The sequence below is a fragment of the Streptomyces sp. NBC_00083 genome (genome assembly GCF_026343295.1).
Classification (GTDB): Bacteria; Actinomycetota; Actinomycetes; order Streptomycetales; family Streptomycetaceae; genus Streptomyces.
Genome location: NZ_JAPELY010000002.1, coordinates 204,212 through 220,420, shown reverse-complemented (window position 1 = coordinate 220,420; position 16,209 = coordinate 204,212). Strand labels below are relative to the sequence as shown.

At 65.8% G+C, this 16,209-nt stretch carries 29 protein-coding genes; all 29 read right to left on the bottom strand.

Annotation, left to right across the window (positions count from 1 at the left end):
* Window positions 1-138: 138 nt before the first annotated feature.
* Window positions 139-1,161, bottom strand: coding sequence for a DNA-directed RNA polymerase subunit alpha (locus tag OOJ98_RS17495; RefSeq protein ID WP_010473911.1), 1,023 nt, complete (start codon window positions 1,159-1,161; stop codon window positions 139-141).
* A 169-nt stretch (window positions 1,162-1,330) separates the two neighbouring features.
* Window positions 1,331-1,735 (bottom strand): 30S ribosomal protein S11, encoded by a 405-nt coding sequence (gene rpsK, locus OOJ98_RS17490; RefSeq protein ID WP_003956432.1) that lies wholly within the window; start codon window positions 1,733-1,735, stop codon window positions 1,331-1,333.
* 69 nt (window positions 1,736-1,804) lie between these two features.
* Entirely contained in the window at window positions 1,805-2,185 is a 381-nt protein-coding gene (rpsM, locus tag OOJ98_RS17485) for a 30S ribosomal protein S13 (RefSeq protein ID WP_053727621.1), read from the bottom strand.
* A gap of 189 nt (window positions 2,186-2,374) precedes the next feature.
* A complete protein-coding gene (gene rpmJ / locus OOJ98_RS17480) occupies window positions 2,375-2,488 on the bottom strand; it encodes a 50S ribosomal protein L36 (protein ID WP_003956441.1) in 114 nt (37 codons plus the stop codon).
* A gap of 60 nt (window positions 2,489-2,548) precedes the next feature.
* Window positions 2,549-2,770: a translation initiation factor IF-1 gene (gene infA / locus OOJ98_RS17475; protein ID WP_003956442.1), complete on the bottom strand. Its 222-nt coding sequence runs from the start codon at window positions 2,768-2,770 to the stop codon at window positions 2,549-2,551.
* A 223-nt stretch (window positions 2,771-2,993) separates the two neighbouring features.
* Entirely contained in the window at window positions 2,994-3,839 is an 846-nt protein-coding gene (map, locus tag OOJ98_RS17470) for a type I methionyl aminopeptidase (RefSeq protein WP_267055819.1), read from the bottom strand.
* A gap of 453 nt (window positions 3,840-4,292) precedes the next feature.
* Window positions 4,293-4,949: an adenylate kinase gene (locus OOJ98_RS17465; protein ID WP_267055818.1), complete on the bottom strand. Its 657-nt coding sequence runs from the start codon at window positions 4,947-4,949 to the stop codon at window positions 4,293-4,295.
* The gene (gene secY, locus OOJ98_RS17460) at window positions 4,949-6,262 is read right to left on the bottom strand and encodes a preprotein translocase subunit SecY (protein WP_267055817.1); all 1,314 of its coding nucleotides are present in this window, start codon (window positions 6,260-6,262) and stop codon (window positions 4,949-4,951) included. The genes OOJ98_RS17465 and secY overlap by 1 nt, the downstream gene beginning before the upstream one ends.
* Before the next feature lie 236 nt (window positions 6,263-6,498).
* Window positions 6,499-6,954: a 50S ribosomal protein L15 gene (rplO, locus tag OOJ98_RS17455; protein ID WP_120721896.1), complete on the bottom strand. Its 456-nt coding sequence runs from the start codon at window positions 6,952-6,954 to the stop codon at window positions 6,499-6,501.
* 1 nt (window position 6,955) lies between these two features.
* Complete coding sequence (rpmD, locus tag OOJ98_RS17450; RefSeq protein WP_053682614.1) at window positions 6,956-7,138, bottom strand: 50S ribosomal protein L30; 183 nt, start codon at window positions 7,136-7,138, stop codon at window positions 6,956-6,958.
* The gene (gene rpsE / locus OOJ98_RS17445) at window positions 7,138-7,740 is read right to left on the bottom strand and encodes a 30S ribosomal protein S5 (protein ID WP_267055816.1); all 603 of its coding nucleotides are present in this window, start codon (window positions 7,738-7,740) and stop codon (window positions 7,138-7,140) included. Before rpsE ends, rpmD begins: the two co-directional genes overlap by 1 nt.
* 46 nt (window positions 7,741-7,786) lie before the next feature.
* Window positions 7,787-8,170, bottom strand: coding sequence for a 50S ribosomal protein L18 (rplR, locus tag OOJ98_RS17440; protein ID WP_100578126.1), 384 nt, complete (start codon window positions 8,168-8,170; stop codon window positions 7,787-7,789).
* 3 nt (window positions 8,171-8,173) lie between these two features.
* Window positions 8,174-8,713, bottom strand: coding sequence for a 50S ribosomal protein L6 (gene rplF, locus OOJ98_RS17435; RefSeq protein ID WP_267055815.1), 540 nt, complete (start codon window positions 8,711-8,713; stop codon window positions 8,174-8,176).
* A 21-nt stretch (window positions 8,714-8,734) separates the two neighbouring features.
* Window positions 8,735-9,133: a 30S ribosomal protein S8 gene (gene rpsH, locus OOJ98_RS17430; RefSeq protein ID WP_003966947.1), complete on the bottom strand. Its 399-nt coding sequence runs from the start codon at window positions 9,131-9,133 to the stop codon at window positions 8,735-8,737.
* 223 nt (window positions 9,134-9,356) lie between these two features.
* Window positions 9,357-9,542, bottom strand: a complete 186-nt coding sequence (locus OOJ98_RS17425; RefSeq protein WP_003948630.1) for a type Z 30S ribosomal protein S14 — start codon at window positions 9,540-9,542, stop codon at window positions 9,357-9,359.
* 5 nt (window positions 9,543-9,547) lie between these two features.
* Complete coding sequence (gene rplE / locus OOJ98_RS17420; RefSeq protein ID WP_267055814.1) at window positions 9,548-10,105, bottom strand: 50S ribosomal protein L5; 558 nt, start codon at window positions 10,103-10,105, stop codon at window positions 9,548-9,550.
* Window positions 10,105-10,428, bottom strand: coding sequence for a 50S ribosomal protein L24 (gene rplX / locus OOJ98_RS17415; RefSeq protein ID WP_053727612.1), 324 nt, complete (start codon window positions 10,426-10,428; stop codon window positions 10,105-10,107). Before rplX ends, rplE begins: the two co-directional genes overlap by 1 nt.
* A 2-nt stretch (window positions 10,429-10,430) precedes the next feature.
* A complete protein-coding gene (rplN, locus tag OOJ98_RS17410; protein WP_053727611.1) occupies window positions 10,431-10,799 on the bottom strand; it encodes a 50S ribosomal protein L14 in 369 nt (122 codons plus the stop codon).
* A gap of 99 nt (window positions 10,800-10,898) precedes the next feature.
* The gene (gene rpsQ / locus OOJ98_RS17405; RefSeq protein ID WP_100578124.1) at window positions 10,899-11,183 is read right to left on the bottom strand and encodes a 30S ribosomal protein S17; all 285 of its coding nucleotides are present in this window, start codon (window positions 11,181-11,183) and stop codon (window positions 10,899-10,901) included.
* Entirely contained in the window at window positions 11,183-11,407 is a 225-nt protein-coding gene (gene rpmC / locus OOJ98_RS17400; RefSeq protein ID WP_003966952.1) for a 50S ribosomal protein L29, read from the bottom strand. The genes rpsQ and rpmC overlap by 1 nt, the downstream gene beginning before the upstream one ends.
* Window positions 11,407-11,826 (bottom strand): 50S ribosomal protein L16, encoded by a 420-nt coding sequence (gene rplP, locus OOJ98_RS17395; RefSeq protein WP_053727610.1) that lies wholly within the window; start codon window positions 11,824-11,826, stop codon window positions 11,407-11,409. The genes rpmC and rplP overlap by 1 nt, the downstream gene beginning before the upstream one ends.
* 5 nt (window positions 11,827-11,831) lie before the next feature.
* On the bottom strand, window positions 11,832-12,674 hold the full coding sequence (gene rpsC, locus OOJ98_RS17390) for a 30S ribosomal protein S3 (protein ID WP_053727609.1): 843 nt from the start codon (window positions 12,672-12,674) through the stop codon (window positions 11,832-11,834).
* The gene (gene rplV, locus OOJ98_RS17385) at window positions 12,674-13,021 is read right to left on the bottom strand and encodes a 50S ribosomal protein L22 (protein ID WP_004571827.1); all 348 of its coding nucleotides are present in this window, start codon (window positions 13,019-13,021) and stop codon (window positions 12,674-12,676) included. The genes rpsC and rplV overlap by 1 nt, the downstream gene beginning before the upstream one ends.
* Window positions 13,022-13,064: 43 nt before the next feature.
* The gene (gene rpsS, locus OOJ98_RS17380; protein WP_100578122.1) at window positions 13,065-13,346 is read right to left on the bottom strand and encodes a 30S ribosomal protein S19; all 282 of its coding nucleotides are present in this window, start codon (window positions 13,344-13,346) and stop codon (window positions 13,065-13,067) included.
* Window positions 13,347-13,358: 12 nt separating this feature from the next.
* The gene (gene rplB / locus OOJ98_RS17375; protein ID WP_267055813.1) at window positions 13,359-14,195 is read right to left on the bottom strand and encodes a 50S ribosomal protein L2; all 837 of its coding nucleotides are present in this window, start codon (window positions 14,193-14,195) and stop codon (window positions 13,359-13,361) included.
* A 39-nt stretch (window positions 14,196-14,234) separates the two neighbouring features.
* Window positions 14,235-14,549: a 50S ribosomal protein L23 gene (rplW, locus tag OOJ98_RS17370; RefSeq protein ID WP_053727606.1), complete on the bottom strand. Its 315-nt coding sequence runs from the start codon at window positions 14,547-14,549 to the stop codon at window positions 14,235-14,237.
* On the bottom strand, window positions 14,549-15,199 hold the full coding sequence (rplD, locus tag OOJ98_RS17365; RefSeq protein ID WP_100578119.1) for a 50S ribosomal protein L4: 651 nt from the start codon (window positions 15,197-15,199) through the stop codon (window positions 14,549-14,551). Before rplD ends, rplW begins: the two co-directional genes overlap by 1 nt.
* A 4-nt stretch (window positions 15,200-15,203) precedes the next feature.
* Window positions 15,204-15,848 carry a 50S ribosomal protein L3 gene (gene rplC, locus OOJ98_RS17360; RefSeq protein WP_120721902.1) on the bottom strand — a complete coding sequence of 215 codons (645 nt, stop codon included), beginning with the start codon at window positions 15,846-15,848 and terminating at the stop codon, window positions 15,204-15,206.
* Window positions 15,849-15,862: 14 nt separating this feature from the next.
* A complete protein-coding gene (gene rpsJ / locus OOJ98_RS17355) occupies window positions 15,863-16,171 on the bottom strand; it encodes a 30S ribosomal protein S10 (RefSeq protein ID WP_003948644.1) in 309 nt (102 codons plus the stop codon).
* Window positions 16,172-16,209: the final 38 nt, after the last annotated feature.

Here is a 16,209-nt window from a genome sequence, read left to right as displayed (position 1 = left end):
CGAGGTACCGATGTCAGTGTCCGAGCAGGCGGTTACCTGTCGGAGACCCGCGCCCCGTAAGGGGCGCGGGAAAGAGCCGATGTGCGACTCCGTCGCGTGTGCGCGACCAGCCGTGGCCGGCCCGCAGGCGGAGACCGATCAGTACTGCTCGGTCTCCACGAACCCGGCATCCGCGTCGTCGTCCGCGCCGAAGGCGTCGGCCGCGGCGGTCGGGTCGAAGCCGGGAGGCGAGTCCTTCAGGGCGAGGCCCATACCGGCCAGCTTCGCCTTGACCTCGTCGATCGACTTCGCACCGAAGTTGCGGATGTCGAGCAGGTCGGCCTCGGAGCGCGCCACGAGCTCACCCACGGAGTGGATGCCCTCACGCTTGAGGCAGTTGTACGACCGAACGGTGAGCTCCAGCTCCTCGATCGGCAGGGCGAGATCGGCGGCGAGAGCGGCGTCCGTCGGGGACGGGCCCATGTCGATGCCCTCGGCGTCGATGTTGAGCTCGCGCGCCAGACCGAACAGCTCGACCAGGGTCTTACCGGCCGACGCCATGGCGTCACGGGGACGCATGGCCTGCTTGGTCTCGACGTCGACGATCAGCTTGTCGAAGTCGGTGCGCTGCTCGACACGGGTCGCCTCGACCTTGTACGTGACCTTGAGCACCGGGGAGTAGATGGAGTCGACCGGGATGCGGCCGATCTCCTGGCCCAGCTGCTTGTTCTGCACGGCGGAGACGTAGCCGCGACCGCGCTCGACGGTCAGCTCCATCTCCAGCTTGCCCTTGCCGTTGAGCGTGGCGAGCACCAGGTCGGGGTTGTGCACCTCGACACCGGCCGGCGGGGCGATGTCAGCAGCGGTGACCAGGCCGGGACCCTGCTTGCGCAGGTACATCACGACCGGCTCGTCGTGCTCCGAGGAGACGACCAGCTGCTTGATGTTGAGGATGAGGTCGGTGACGTCCTCCTTGACGCCCGGCACGGTGGTGAACTCGTGCAGGACACCGTCGATCCGGATGCTGGTGACAGCGGCACCGGGGATCGAGGAGAGGAGCGTACGACGCAGGGAGTTGCCGAGCGTGTAGCCGAAGCCGGGCTCCAGGGGCTCGATGACGAACCGCGAGCGGTACTCGTCAACGACCTCTTCGGTCAGCGAAGGGCGCTGAGCGATAAGCATGGGAAGATCCTTCAGTCATGGGCACCCACTATTTGATGCCCTGCTGGGTACTGCGTACTGCAAGGGTACGGGCGGCACGCCTCCAAGGAGCCGTACCGCCCGAGCCTTCAAGGCAATCCTTGAGGCAACCTCGCGTCAGACGCGGCGGCGCGGGGAGCGCCGCCCCGGATCAGACGCGGCGGCGCTTCGGGGGACGGCAGCCGTTGTGCGGCGTCGGGGTGACGTCCTGGATCGAGCCGACCTCGAGGCCAGTGGCCTGGAGGGAGCGGATCGCGGTCTCGCGGCCGGAGCCCGGACCCTTGACGAAGACGTCAACCTTGCGCATGCCGTGCTCCTGCGCGCGGCGGGCGGCCGACTCGGCGGCCATCTGCGCGGCGAACGGAGTCGACTTGCGGGAGCCCTTGAAGCCGACGTGGCCGGCGGACGCCCAGGAGATCACGTTGCCCGAGGGGTCCGTGATCGAGACGATGGTGTTGTTGAACGTGCTCTTGATGTGCGCGTGGCCGTGAGCGACGTTCTTCTTTTCCTTGCGGCGCACCTTCTTGGCAGCGCCCTGACGACCCTTGGGGGGCATGTCTTACTCCAGATGGAGGGGAGGTGATCGGTCCTACAGCGAAGACCGCTGAAAAGCGTCCGCTGTGGACTACTTCTTGCCCGGCTTCTTCTTACCGGCGATGGCGCGACGCGGGCCCTTGCGGGTACGAGCGTTCGTGCTGGTGCGCTGACCGTGGACCGGCAGACCACGACGGTGGCGCAGACCCTGGTAGCAGCCGATCTCGACCTTGCGGCGGATGTCGGCGGCAACCTCACGGCGAAGGTCACCCTCGGTGCGGAGGTTGGCGTCCACGTACTCGCGGATCTTGACCAGGTCCTCTTCGGCCAGGTCACGAACGCGGGTGTTCGGGTTCACGCCGGTCGAGGCGAGGATCTCCTTGGACCGGGTACGCCCGATACCGAAGACGTAGGTGAGTGCGATCTCCACGCGCTTTTCGCGCGGGATGTCGACACCGGAAACGCGTGCCATTTACTGGCTCCAGTTGTTTTCGGGGGTCTTCCACAGCGCCGCTCCCGACCGCCGTACTAGGTACGTTTCGGGTCCCCGGCCCCCGCCGGAGGTGTCACCAGCCGGGGAAACCGGCCAGGTGGGTGCTGCGTATGTACGTTTTGCTCGCGTCGCTCGAAGAACTGCGGAGTGCAGGTCGGTCGGCGTGCGTCAGCCCTGGCGCTGCTTGTGGCGCAGGTTGTCGCAGATGACCATGACCCGGCCGTGACGGCGGATCACCTTGCACTTGTCGCAGATCTTCTTGACGCTCGGCTTGACCTTCATGGGATGTCAGGTTCTCCGGGTCAGTGCCACCGCCGCCACTGAGGGCGACGTGGGCAAGATCTACTTGTACCGGTAGACGATCCGGCCACGCGTCAGGTCGTACGGAGAAAGCTCCACTACGACCCGGTCATCGGGGAGGATACGGATGTAGTGCATCCGCATCTTGCCGCTGATGTGCGCGAGGACCTTGTGACCGTTCTGGAGTTCCACCTTGAACATGGCGTTCGGGAGGGACTCGATCACGGTGCCCTCGATTTCGATGGCACCTTGCTTCTTGGCCACGCTTCGCCTTTCGAATCGGCTACCTTGATCGACTCCCGCAGCCGTGTGTGGACACACGGGTACACGAGAGCCGACGCATCAGTCTACGACAGGCCACTCGAAAAGACGAATCCGGGGAGTTTGCCCGCCATCGTAGATCCTTAAGCGACCAGACATAGATGCCTGCCGCAGCGGGTCGCACGGCGACTCGCGGGAAGGGGGGCGGCAGGGGTCTGGGGGACGGTCAGCCCAGCGGGTCAGGAGCCGTGGTGACCCCGTACTCCGCCAGCTTCGCCTTGCCGCCGTCCGGCATCGTCAGGACCAGCGGGCCGTTCTCCGTCAGGGCGACCGAGTGCTCCCAGTGCGAGGACCAGGAACCGTCCGTCGTGATGACGGTCCAGTCGTCCTCCAGGACCTCCGTGCGGGGCGTGCCCAGGGAGACCATCGGCTCGATCGCCAGGCAGAAGCCGGGGATGAGCTTCGGGTTGTGGCGGCCGAGCATGCGGCGCTTGTCGACGTAGTTCAGGAGGTGCGGGTCCATGTGCATCTCGGAACCGATGCCGTGGCCGCCGTAGTCCTCGACGATCCCGTACTTGCCGGTCGAGGGGCGCGGCTGGCGGCGGATGTACGACTCGATCGCGCGCGAGACGTCGATGAGCTTGTTGCCCTTCTTCACCGCGGCGAGGCCGGCCCACATCGACTCCTCGGTCACCCGGGAGAGCTCGATCAGCTCGGGCGCGTGGCCGGAGCCGACGAACGCGGTGTACGCGGCGTCGCCGTGCCAGCCGTCGATGATCGCGCCGGCGTCGATGGAGATGATGTCGCCGTCCTTGAGGACGGTCTTGTCGTCGGGGATGCCGTGGACGACGACCTCGTTGACCGAGGTGCAGATGGTGGCGGGGAACCCGCCGTAGCCCAGGAAGTTGGACTTCGCGCCGTGCTCGGCGATCACCTTGCGGGCGACTTCGTCCAGGTCCTTCGTCGTGGACCCGGGCACTGCGGCCTCGCGGGTGGCGGCGTGGATCGCGGCGACGACCAGTCCCGCCTCGCGCATCTTCGCGATCTGCTCGGGGGTCTTGATCTCCACCATGTGCGGCTCACGCCTTTCTGGACAGGTATGGGTCACCCCCAACGATACGGCGTCCCGTTCCCCACCCGGGCGGCATACGCATCCCCGCCCCACGGCCAAGGGTGCCGCCCACCCTGCCCGTGCGGCCCGACACCGGCCCGACCGGGGCCACCTCAGCCCGTCCGGCGTTTGAGGACGAGCACCCTTCAGGCGCGAACGGGGTCTGGGGCAGAGCCCCAGTTCCTGAACCCCAGCCCCCCTTCCCTCCCCCGGAGGGTTTAGGGAAGGGGCGGGGTGGGGCCGTCCTCCCGGCCCCCGGCCGTCGACTGCGGACCGTGCTGGGTCACCCGCGCAGTTCCCCGCGCCCCTAGTAGGGCACCCGGCACCACCCGGAGCCGTGCACCGGGGTACGATGCGGCGGCCGCGGCGCCCCCGGAGGGGTACCGCGGCCGCATGCAGTGCTGGGTGCGAGAACTACGCCGCTTCGCGGCGCAACGCGTCCATCGCCTTCTTCGTGACCTCATCCACCTTGCCCAGCGCGGAGATCGTGATGACCAGCCCCTGCGCCCGGTAGTAGTCGATGATGGGCTCGGTCTCGCTGTGGTAGACCTCGAGCCGCTTGCGCACGGTGTCCTCGGTGTCGTCACCGCGCTGGTACAGCTCGCCGCCGCACTCGTCGCAGACGCCGTCCCGCTTCGGGGCGTTGTACACCACGTGGAAGACGTGCGCGCTGTCGTTGCGGCAGATCCGCCGGCCGGCGATCCGCTTGACGACCTCGTCCTCGGGCACTTCGAGGTCGAGCACGGCGTCCAGCTTGACGCCGTCCGCCTTCAGCACCTCGTCGAGCGCCTCGGCCTGCACCACGTTGCGCGGGAAGCCGTCGAGCAGGAAGCCGTTCTCGGCGTCCGGCGCTTCCATGCGGTCCTTGGCCATCCCGATGGTGACCTCGTCCGGCACCAGGTTGCCGGCGTCCATGTACGCCTTGGCCTGCTTGCCCAGGTCCGTGCCCTGGCTGATGTTGGCACGGAAGAGGTCGCCCGTGGAGATGTGCGGGATCGCCAGGTTCTTGGCAAGGAACGCGGCCTGCGTTCCCTTGCCCGCACCGGGCGGTCCAACGAGGACGATTCGCATCAGCGGAGGAACCCTTCGTAATTGCGCTGCTGAAGCTGGCTCTCGATCTGCTTAACGGTTTCCAGACCCACACCCACGATGATGAGGATGCTCGTCCCGCCGAGCGGGAAGCTCTGGACGCCGCCGAAGATGATCAACGCCATTGTCGGTACGAGCGCGATCAGCCCCAGATACAGCGACCCCGGCCAGGTGATCCGGTTGAGTACGTAGCTCAGGTACTCAGCGGTCGGTCGGCCAGCCCGGATGCCCGGGATGAAGCCACCATACTTCTTCATGTTGTCGGCGACTTCCTCGGGGTTGAACGAGATCGCCACGTAGAAGAACGCGAAGAAAACGATCAGCAGGAAGTAGCTGACGATGTAGTAAGGATGGTCGCCCTTGGTCAAGTTGTCCTTGACCCAGGTCGCCCAGCCGGCCGTCGAGTTCGAGAACTGGACGATCAGGGCCGGGATGTAGAGCAGCGACGAAGCGAAGATGACGGGGATCACACCCGCCTGATTGACCTTCAGCGGAATGTAGGTCGAGGTTCCGCCGTACGACCTGCGGCCGATCATGCGCTTCGCGTACTGCACGGGAACGCGCCGCTGTGCCTGTTCGACGAAGACCACGAGCCCGACCATGACGAGGCCGACCAGGAGCACGGTGCCGAACTCGATCCAGCCACCGGCCAGGTGGCCCTGCTTCTTGATGGCCCACAGGGAGCTCGGGAAGCTGGAGGCGATCGAGATGAACATCAGGATGGACATGCCGTTGCCGATGCCGCGGTCGGTGATGACCTCACCGAGCCACATGACGCAGGCGGTACCGGCGGTCATCGTGACGACCATCGTGATGGTGGTGAAGATCGAGCGGTTCGGGATGATCTCCGTGGCGACCTGGCAGCCGCTGAAGAGGGCGCCGTTGCGGGCCGTGGCCACGAGACCGGTGCCCTGCAGGATCGCCAGCGCCACGGTCAGATAACGCGTGTACTGCGTGATCTTCGCCGTGCCGGCCTGGCCCTCCTTCTTGAGGGCCTCCAGGCGCGGGATCACCACGGTCAGCAGCTGCAGAATGATGCTCGCCGTGATGTACGGCATGATGCCGAGCGCGAAGATCGTGATCTGCAGCAGCGCGCCGCCGCTGAACATGTTGACCAGGCCGAACAGACCGCTGTTCTGCTGAGCCTGATCGACACAGGTCTGCACGTTCTTGTAGTTCACGCCGGGCATCGGCACATGCGTACCGAGCCGGTAGATCACGATGATGCCGAGTGTGAAGAGCAGCTTCTTGCGCAGGTCAGGCGTCTTGAACGCCTGGGCGAACGCGGTGAGCACGGTGCCTCCTGCGACCCCCGCGCAAGTGCGTCAGGGTGACGGTCTTGAGGTTCGACGAATAAGGAATGAAGGTCTTGATCTGCCAAAAATCCGTGCCGCAGCCGTCCAGGCACACAGCACGGAACTTAGACAGTGCACGCCACCTTACCGGCGACCGTGCCCCCCTAGGAACGACCAACCGGGGATGCCCCTTTTGAGAGGCATCCCCGGTCGGATGTTCAAGCCATCAAGCTGTCTCAGACGAGCTCGGTGACGGTGCCGCCGGCGGCGGCAATCTTCTCCTTGGCGGAGCCGGAAACGGCGTCAACCGAAACCTGCAGCGCCACGGAGATCTCGCCCTGGCCCAGGACCTTGACGAGGCTGTTCTTGCGCACCGCGCCCTTGGCGACCAGGTCGGCCACCGTGACCTCTCCACCCTCGGGGTAGAGAGCGCCGAGCTTGTCCAGGTTCACGACCTGGAACTCGGTGCGGAACGGGTTGCGGAAACCCTTGAGCTTCGGCAGGCGCATGTGGAGGGGCATCTGGCCACCCTCGAAGCGCTGCGGAACCTGGTAGCGGGCCTTCGTACCCTTGGTACCACGACCTGCGGTCTTACCCTTGGACGCCTCACCACGACCCACACGGGTCTTGGCGGTCTTGGCTCCCGGGGCAGGACGGAGGTTATGGGCCTTCAGCGGGCTGTTCTCGCCCATGTCAGTCGACCTCCTCAACCGTCACGAGGTGGCGGACGGTCTGCACCATGCCGCGGAACTCGGGGCGGTCCTCCTTGACAACCACGTCGTTCAGGCGCTTGAGCCCGAGCGAACGCAGGGTGTCGCGGTGGTTCTGCTTGCTGCCGATGTACGACTTCGTCTGCGTGATCTTGAGGCGGGCCATTAGACACCCGCTCCCGCACGAGCACGGAGCAGAGCCGCGGGGGCAACGGCCTCGAGGGGCAGACCACGGCGAGCCGCGATCTCCTCGGGACGCTGCAGGCCCTTGAGGGCCGCCACGGTTGCGTGCACGATGTTGATCGCGTTGGAAGAGCCGAGCGACTTCGACAGGATGTCGTGAACGCCGGCGCACTCCAGAACGGCGCGCACCGGGCCACCGGCGATAACACCGGTACCGGGGGCAGCCGGCTTCAGGAGCACGACGCCCGCCGCACGCTCGCCCGTGATCGGGTGAGGGATCGTGCCCTGGATGCGCGGAACCTTGAAGAAGTTCTTCTTGGCTTCCTCGACACCCTTGGCGATGGCCGCGGGAACTTCCTTGGCCTTGCCGTAACCGACACCTACGGTGCCGTCACCGTCGCCCACCACGACCAGCGCGGTGAAGCTGAAGCGGCGACCACCCTTGACAACCTTGGCAACGCGGTTGATCGCGACAACGCGCTCAACGTAAGCGGTCTTCTCGGCGGCAGCGCCACCGTCGCGACCCTTCCGGTCCCGCCGCTCGCCGCCACCGGCACCGCTTCCGCGGCGCTGGGGTCCAGCCATTGGATTTACCTCTCTCTGTTACGTCCGTTAGTCCCGGAACCGGGGCTTAGAACTTCAGCCCGGCTTCGCGGGCGGCGTCAGCCAGAGCGGCAATGCGCCCGGCGTACCTGTTGCCACCACGGTCGAACACGACGGTCTCGACGCCCGCGGCCTTGGCGCGCTCGGCGACCAGGGCCCCGACCGACTTGGCCTGCGCGGACTTGTCGCCCTCGCCACCACGGATCGACGCGTCCAGAGTCGACGCCGACGCCAGGGTGTGACCCTTGAGGTCGTCGATGACCTGAGCGGTGATACCGCGGTTGGAACGCGTCACGACGAGGCGCGGACGCTCCGCCGTACCCGACACGTGCTTGCGGATGCGGACGTGGCGACGTGCCTTGGCGGCACGCTTGTAAGCGTCGCCCTTGGCGATCTTCACACCGTATGCCATGGCTTACTTACCAGCCTTTCCGACCTTGCGGCGGATGACTTCGCCGGCGTACTTGACACCCTTGGCCTTGTACGGGTCGGGCTTCCGCAGCTTGCGGATGTTCGCGGCGACCTCGCCGACCTTCTGCTTGTCGATGCCCTCGACCGAGAACTTCGTGGGCGACTCGACCTTGAAGGTGATGCCTTCGGGGGCCTCGACGGTGATCGAGTGGCTGTATCCCAGCGCGAACTCCAGGTTGGAGCCCTTCGCCTGGACGCGGTAACCGACACCGCTGATCTCGAGCGCCTTGATGTATCCCTGGGTCACACCGGTGATCATGTTGGCCACCAGCGTGCGGGACAGGCCGTGCAGGGCCTTGTTCTGACGCTCGTCGTTGGGGCGGGTGACGTTAAGAACGCCGTCCTCACCCTTCACGATCTCGATGGGAGCCGCAACAGCGTGCGTGAGGGAGCCCTTGGGGCCCTTCACGTGCACCGTACGGCCATCGATGGTGACGTCCACACCGGCGGGAACCTGGATGGGGAGCTTGCCGATTCGCGACATTAGCTTTTCCTCCGTTCCCGACTACCAGACGTAGGCGAGGACTTCCCCACCTACGCCCTTCTTGCCTGCCTGCTGGCCGGTGAGCAGACCGTGGGACGTGGAGATGATCGCCACGCCCAGGCCGCCGAGCACCTTCGGCAGGTTGGTGGACTTCGCGTACACACGCAGACCGGGCTTCGAGATCCGCTTGATGCCCGCGATGGAGCGCTCACGGTTCGGCCCGAACTTCAGCTCGAGGACGAGGTTCTTGCCGACTTCGGCGTCCTCGACCTTCCAGCCAGTGATGAAGCCCTCCTGCTGGAGGATCTCCGCGATGTGCGACTTGATCTTGCTGTGCGGCATCACGACAGAGTCGTGGTACGCCGAGTTAGCGTTGCGCAGACGAGTGAGCATGTCTGCGATCGGGTCAGTCATGGTCATGAATCGGCCTTCGGCCTCTCTCGCCGCGGTTTCCTGTATGCGCCATCCCTCTCCCCACTCAGTGGCGGGACGGGTGCGGTGCGGGGACCTACGGCGTAGTAAGTCGTTATGGGCGGCGGACGCCCAACCCCACAAGCCTACGGCATGGGGAGTCGGGCCTCCGCCGACCAGATACTTACCGAGAGCGTCCGGAAATTCCCAAGTCCCTAAGGACAGCGGGGAATTACCAGGAGCTCTTGGTCACGCCCGGCAGCTCGCCACGGTGAGCCATCTCACGGAGGCACACGCGGCACAGGCCGAACTTGCGGTACACGGAGTGGGGACGACCGCAACGCTGGCAGCGCGTGTAACCGCGCACACCGAACTTGGGCTTGCGGGCAGCCTTCGCGATGAGAGCCTTCTTCGCCATCTCGCTTACGCCTCCTTGAAGGGGAAGCCGAGGTGACGAAGGAGGGCACGGCCCTCGTCGTCGTTGGTCGCCGTGGTGACCACGGTGATGTCCATACCCCGGGTACGGTCGATCTTGTCCTGGTCGATCTCGTGGAACATGACCTGCTCCGTGAGACCGAAGGTGTAGTTGCCACGGCCGTCGAACTGCTTCGGCGACAGACCACGGAAGTCACGGATACGCGGCAGCGCGAGCGACAGCGTACGGTCCAGGAACTCCCACATGCGGTCACCGCGGAGGGTGACGTGGCAGCCGATCGGCTGACCCTCGCGCAGCTTGAACTGCGCGATGGACTTGCGGGCCTTGGTGACGGCCGGCTTCTGTCCGGTGATCGTGGTGAGGTCGCGAACCGCGCCATCCATCAGCTTGGAGTCGCGGGCGGCGTCGCCCACACCCATGTTGACCACGATCTTCACGAGGCCGGGGATCTGCATGACGTTCTCGTACGAGAACTCGTCGCGCAGCTTGCCCGCGATCTCCTCGCGGTACTTCGTCTTGAGACGCGGAGTGGTGGTGGTAGCCATCAGATGTCCTCACCCGTCCGCTTGGCAACGCGGATCTTGTTGCCCTCGTCGTCGAAGCGGAAACCGACGCGGGTAACGACCTTGTTGCCGTCCTTCTCCACGACGAGCTGAACGTTGCTCACGTGGATCGGGGCCTCGGTCGTCACAATGCCACCGGTCTGCGAACCGCGAGCGGTCTGGCCGGCCTTGGTGTGCTTCTTGACCCGGTTGACACCCTCGACCAGGACGCGGTCTTCGCGGGGGAAGGCCGCGATGACCTTGCCCTGCTTGCCCTTGTCCTTACCGGTGATGACCTGAACCAGGTCGCCCTTCTTGATCTTCATGCTTACAGCACCTCCGGCGCGAGCGAGATGATCTTCATGAACTTCTTCTCGCGCAGCTCCCGGCCCACCGGGCCGAAGATGCGGGTGCCGCGGGGGTCGCCATCGTTCTTGAGGATGACGGCCGCGTTCTCGTCGAAGCGGATGTACGAGCCGTCCTGACGACGACGCTCCTTGACGGTGCGCACGACGACAGCCTTGACGACGTCGCCCTTCTTCACGTTGCCACCGGGGATCGCGTCCTTGACGGTGGCGACGATGACGTCACCGATACCCGCGTAGCGGCGACCGGAGCCACCGAGCACACGGATGCAAAGGATTTCCTTCGCACCAGTGTTGTCGGCGACGCGCAGTCGCGACTCCTGCTGGATCACGTCTATCTCCTGATCGTCTGCCGGTTCCCGGCCGGGGCTTGATGACTCAAGCCCCGACCGAGCCTGGCGGAACCAACCTGAGGGAAGCCCCTCAGGTAATTACTTGGCCTTCTCGAGGATCTCGACGATGCGCCAGCGCTTGCTCGCCGACAGCGGACGCGTCTCCATGATGAGGACGCGGTCGCCGACGCCGGCAGCGTTCTGCTCGTCGTGCGCCTTGAGCTTGTTGGTACGGCGGATGACCTTGCCGTACAGCGCGTGCTTCACACGGTCCTCGACAGCGACGACGACGGTCTTGTCCATCTTGTCGCTGACGACCAGACCCTCGCGGGTCTTGCGGAAACCGCGCGCTTCAGTCGTCTCAGTCACATTCTTCTCGCTCATCAGGCGCTCTCCACCGTCTCGATGCCCAGCTCGCGCTCGCGCATCAGGGTGTAGATCCGGGCGATGTCCTTACGGACGGACTTGAGCCGCCCGTGGTTCTCGAGCTGGCCCGTCGCCGCCTGGAAGCGGAGGTTGAACAGCTCTTCCTTGGCTTCGCGGAGCTTGTTGAGGAGCTCCTCGTCGCCCAGTTCGCGCAGTTCGGACGCCTTGGTTCCGGCCGACATCACGCCTCACCTGCCTCGCGCCGGACGATGCGGCACTTCATCGGGAGCTTGTGAGCGGCTCGGGTGAGCGCCTCACGAGCAATCTTCTCGTTCGGGTAGGACAGCTCGAACATCACCCGGCCCGGGTGAACGTTCGCGACCCACCACTCCGGAGAACCCTTACCGGAACCCATGCGGGTCTCGGCAGGCTTCTTCGTCAGGGGGCGGTCCGGGTAGATGTTGATCCAGACCTTGCCGCCACGCTTGATGTGGCGGGTCATCGCGATACGAGCCGCCTCGATCTGGCGGTTGGTCACGTACGCCGGCGTGAGGGCCTGAATGCCGTACTCGCCGAACGCAACCGTCGTACCACCCTTGGCCATACCGCGACGCTTGGGGTGGTGCTGCTTGCGGTGCTTGACCCTACGGGGGATCAGCATTTCGGTCAGGCCTCCGTTCCGGTGCTCTCAGCCGGAGCGGCAGCGGCGGGAGCCTCGGCCTTGGGGGCCTCGGCAGCCGGCGCAGCCTGCTGCGGCTTGCGGCCGCGACCGCCACGCTCGCCGCCACGACCACCGCGGCCACCGGCCGGACGGTCGTTGGCGCCACCACGGGCCGGGCGGTTACCCGCACGGGCCGCTGCGTTCTCGGCGCGAACCTCGGCGATGTTCTTGACGTCGCCCTTGTAGATCCAGACCTTCACGCCGATGCGGCCGAAGGTCGTCTTGGCCTCGAAGAAGCCGTAGTCGATGTTCGCGCGCAGGGTGTGCAGCGGCACACGGCCTTCGCGGTAGAACTCCGAGCGGGACATCTCGGCGCCGCCGAGACGGCCGCCACACTGGATCTTGATGCCCTTGGCGCCGGCCTTCATGGTGCCCTGCATGCTCTTGCGCATGGCACGACGGAAGGAGACGCGGGAGGAGAGCTGCTCGGCAACGGCCTGAGCAACCAGCTGAGCGTCCATCTCGGGGTTCTTGACCTCGAGGATGTTCAGCTGGACCTGCTTGCCCGTGAGCTTCTCGAGGTCGCCGCGGATGCGGTCGGCCTCGGCGCCACGGCGGCCGATGACGATGCCGGGACGCGCGGTGTGGATGTCCACCCGCACGCGGTCACGGGTGCGCTCGATCTCAACCTTCGAGATGCCGGCGCGCTCCATGCCGGACGTCATCATCCGACGGATGGCGACGTCTTCCTTGACGTAGTCCTTGTACAGCTTGTCGGCGTACCAACGGGACTTGAAGTCCGTGGTAATGCCGAGCCGGAACCCGTGCGGGTTTACCTTCTGGCCCATTACCGGGTTCCTTCCTTGCTGCTGACGACCACGGTGATGTGGCTGGTCCGCTTACGGATCCGGTAGGCACGGCCCTGAGCACGCGGACGGAACCGCTTCAGGGTCGGGCCCTCGTCCACGTACGCCTCGCTGATGACCAGCGAAGAGGCGTCGGTGTGGTCGTAGTTGTGCGCGGCGTTGGCAATGGCGCTGTCCAGCACCTTGCCGACCGGCACGCTCGCGGCCTGCGGGGCGAAGCGCAGGACCGCCTGAGCCTCCGTGGCATCCATGCCACGGATAAGGTCCACCACGCGGCGGGCCTTCATGGGCGTGACGCGGATGTACCGCGCCTGGGCCCTGGCTTCCATGGTTGTCCCTTCGGTGTAAGTCATAGTCGTTACCCACCCCGCGTTAGCGGCGCTTCGACTTCCGGTCGTCCTTGACGTGGCCGCGGAAGGTGCGAGTCGGCGAGAACTCGCCGAGCTTGTGGCCGACCATCGACTCGGAGACAAACACCGGGACGTGGGTCTTGCCGTTGTGCACCGCGATCGTGTGGCCGAGCATGGCCGGGATGATCATCGAGCGACGGGACCAGGTCTTGATGACGTTCTTGGTACCAGCTTCGTTCTGAGCGTCCACCTTCTTTACGAGGTGTCCGTCGACGAAGGGTCCCTTCTTGAGACTGCGCGGCATCTAAACCCGCTCCTAGCGCTTCTTGTTCGTCTTGCGGCGGCGGACGATGTACTTGCTCGATGCCTTCTTCGGCGAGCGAGTACGACCCTCCTTCTGACCCCACGGGGAGACCGGGTGGCGACCACCACTGGTCTTGCCCTCACCACCACCGTGCGGGTGGTCAACCGGGTTCATCGCGACACCGCGGACGGACGGGCGAACGCCCTTCCAGCGCATACGGCCGGCCTTGCCCCAGTTGATGTTCGACTGCTCGGCGTTGCCGACCGCACCGATGGTGGCGCGGCAGCGGGCGTCGACCAGGCGAATTTCGCCGGACGGCATACGAAGGTGGGCCATCGTGCCCTCCTTCGCCAGCAGCTGCACCGAAGCACCCGCGGAGCGGGCGAACTTCGCACCGCCACCGGGACGCAGCTCGATGGCGTGGATGGTCGTACCGACCGGGATGTTGCGCAGCGCCAGGTTGTTGCCCGGCTTGATGTCGGCCCCGGGGCCGTTCTCAACGCGGTCACCCTGGTTCAGGCCACGGGGCGCGATGATGTAGCGCTTCTCGCCGTCTGCGTAGTGCAGGAGCGCGATGCGCGCGGTGCGGTTGGGGTCGTACTCGATGTGAGCGACCTTCGCCGGAACGCCGTCCTTGTCGTGACGACGGAAGTCGATCACGCGGTAGGCACGCTTGTGGCCACCGCCCTGGTGACGGACGGTCACACGACCGGTGTTGTTACGGCCGCCCTTGCTGTGCAGGGGGCGGACCAGCGACTTCTCCGGCGTGGACCGCGTGATCTCGACGAAGTCGGCGACGCTGGAGCCACGACGGCCCGGAGTCGTCGGCTTGTACTTGCGGATACCCATTTCTCAGTCCTCGTCCGATATTCGGACCAGGGCGCTCCGTTAGGAGGCCTGGCCGAAGATGTCGATACGGTCGCCCTCAGCAAGGGTCACGATGGCGCGCTTGGTGTCGGCGCGCTTGCCGAAACCGGTCTTCGTGCGCTTGCGCTTGCCCTGGCGGTTGATCGTGTTGACCCCGGTGACCTTGACCGAGAAGACCGCTTCCACGGCCTGCTTGATCTGGGTCTTGTTGGAGCCCGGCTTCACGATGAACGTGTACTTGTTCTCGTCGAGCAGCGCGTAGCTCTTCTCGGACACAACCGGCTTGACAAGAATGTCGCGCGGGTCCGTGAAGGTCTTGCTGGTGATCTCGGCCATCAGGCCTCGCTCCCCTCGTTGTCATCGGCCTTGGGGCCAGACACGAAGGACTCGAAAGCGGCCTGGGTGAAGACCACGTCGTCGGAGACGATCACGTCGTACGTGTTCAGCTGGCCCGGCTCCAGGATGTGGACCTGGGGCAGGTTGCGGGCGGACAGCCACGCGGCCTCGTCGGCGCGCTCGACGACCAGGAGCAGGTTGGCGCGCTCCGAGATCTTGCCGAACAGCGTCTTGGCGGCCTTGGTGGAAGCCGTGCCCTCGACCACGCCGGTGACGACGTGGATGCGGGAGTGGCGCGCCCGGTCGGAGAGGGCACCGCGCAGGGCGGCGGCCTTCATCTTCTTCGGGGTGCGCTGCGAGTAGTCACGCGGCTGCGGGCCGTGGACGACGCCACCGCCGGCGAACTGCGGCGCACGGGTCGAACCCTGGCGCGCGCGGCCGGTGCCCTTCTGGCGGTACGGCTTGCGGCCACCACCACGGACTTCGCCGCGGGTCTTGGTCTTGTGCGTGCCCTGACGGGCAGCTGCCAGCTGTGCGACGACGACCTGGTGGATCAGCGGAACGCTGGTCTTCGCGTCGAAGATCTCCGCGGGGAGCTCGACGGTACCGGCCTTGTCGCCTGCCGGCGAAAGGATGTCAATGGTGCTCATTACCTCAAGCCCCCTTGGCCGCGGTACGGACCAGGACGAGGCCGCCGTTCGGACCGGGGACCGCGCCCTTGATGAGGAGCAGACCCTTCTCCGCGTCAACCGCGTGGATGGTCAGGTTCTGGGTGGTGACACGCTCGTTGCCCATGCGGCCCGCCATGCGGACGCCCTTGAACACGCGGCCAGGGGTGGCGCAGCCACCGATGGAACCGGGCGAGCGGTGCTTGCGCTGGACGCCGTGTCCGGCGCCGAGGCCCTTGAAGTTGTGACGCTTCATGACACCGGCGAAGCCCTTGCCCTTGCTCTTGCCCGTGACGTCGACCTTGACGCCGGACTCGAACACCTCGGCAGTGATCTCCTGGCCCAGCGTGTACTCGCTGGCGTCAGGGGTGCGGAGCTCCACCAGGTGGCGGCGGGGCGTCACGTCGGCCTTGGCGAAGTGACCCTTGAGGGGCTTGTTCACCTTGCGCGGGTCAATCTCGCCGAAGGCGATCTGGACCGACTCGTAGCCGTCGACGTCGTTCGTGCGGACCTGCGTCACGACGCACGGCCCGGCCTTGATGACGGTGACCGGGACAACCCGGTTGTTCTCGTCCCAGACCTGGGTCATGCCGAGCTTCTCGCCCAGGACGCCCTTGATGTTCTTGCTCATCTCGGCCCGTCCCTTCAGAGCTTGATCTCGATGTCGACACCGGCCGGCAGGTCGAGGCGCATCAGCGAGTCAACCGTCTTCGGCGTGGGGTCGAGAATGTCGATGAGGCGCTTGTGCGTGCGCATCTCGAAGTGCTCGCGAGAGTCCTTGTACTTGTGCGGCGACTTGATGACGCAGTACACGTTCTTCTCAGTGGGCAGCGGCACCGGGCCTGCGACCGACGCACCAGTGCGGGTCACCGTCTCGACGATCTTCTTCGCCGAGGAGTCGATGACCTCGTGGTCGTAGGCCTTGAGCCGGATGCGGATCTTCTGTCCCGCCATGGCTACCTAGTAGTCCTTTGTCTCGTAACGCTCTGGAA